Genomic DNA, 1,013 nt, shown 5'->3' on the forward strand with positions numbered 1-1,013 from the left:
TTATGTTAACAGATGATAGCTGGAAGTTACTATCAAAGATCATGCACCTAACCGGACGTATTTATAACAAACCAGAACATAGAATGACCCTTGAAGGTATTTTATTCCGAATAAGAACAGGCATTCCATGGCGCGATTTACCTCGTCAATTTGGTGAATGGAATACGGTATTTAGACGTTTTAACCTTTGGTCAAAGAAAGGCGTAATGATGGAAATTTTCCAATTTCTATCTCGCTTCAATGATCCTCAGTGGCTATTTATTGATGCCAGTATCGTGAAAACGCATCAAGATGGAGCCAACGTTAAAGATGCTTCAAAGCAGGCTATAGGCAAAAGTCGAGGCGGCAACTCAACTAAAATACATTTAGCGGTAGATAGCAGTGGTCTTCCGGTTCATTTTGAGTTGTCAGGTGGGCAAGCCCATGATGTGAGTTATGCAGAAACATTGGTTACCTCTTCACCGGAAGCCGAAGTTGTTATTGCAGATAAAGGCTATGACTGTGAAGCCTTACGACAGTTGATAAAAAGCCGTCGGGGTCAGCATGTCATCCCAAGAAAAGGGAATAGTAAACAAGGGAATAAAGATATTGATTGGTGCTTATATCGATATCGTCATTTAGTTGAAAATGCCTTCCTAAAAATAAAGAAATATCGAGCGGTGGCGACTCGGTATGACAAATTAGCCCGAAATTATGAAAGTGTTGTTGCTTTAGCATTTTCAATCATGTGGCTCCCAATGTGGGTCGATTGAAATATGCACTACAAAGATAAACACGCTCTAGAATACAAACATACAACGAACTATTATATCAATAAAATGCAAATTTTATCTCTCACCAAGGAGTTCAATAATGACCCAATCATCTCGTTCAATGTCCCTGTGGAATAACCCCGATTCACCTTCAGGTATCACGGGTTTTAAGGACAGACTAAGAACCTATCCCAAAAGGATTTTATTCCAGACAATGATGGCACAGGCAAGATGCAGCATCGCCTCATAATTCTCGACCTT

At 40.0% G+C, this 1,013-nt stretch carries 2 protein-coding genes; both read left to right on the top strand.

Translation table 11 applies throughout. The features are described 5' to 3' along the window. Window positions 1-2 precede the first annotated feature (2 nt). Window positions 3-752, top strand: a complete 750-nt coding sequence (locus PR833_RS20340; protein WP_272526493.1) for an IS5 family transposase — start codon at window positions 3-5, stop codon at window positions 750-752. Between the two features lie 100 nt (window positions 753-852). Beyond that, complete coding sequence (locus tag PR833_RS20345) at window positions 853-1,002, top strand: hypothetical protein (RefSeq protein WP_272526494.1); 150 nt, start codon at window positions 853-855, stop codon at window positions 1,000-1,002. Window positions 1,003-1,013: the final 11 nt, after the last annotated feature.

It is taken from the genome of Providencia sp. PROV189 (genome assembly GCF_028480065.1).
Lineage (GTDB): Bacteria > Pseudomonadota > Gammaproteobacteria > Enterobacterales > Enterobacteriaceae > Providencia > Providencia stuartii.

What these genes read in the sequence shown, in the direction of transcription:
- PR833_RS20345 (WP_272526494.1), top strand. Translation starts at nt 853, where the DNA reads ATGACCCAATCATCTCGTTCAATGTCCCTGTGGAATAACCCCGATTCA.
- PR833_RS20340 (WP_272526493.1), top strand. Translation starts at nt 3, where the DNA reads ATGTTAACAGATGATAGCTGGAAGTTACTATCAAAGATCATGCACCTA.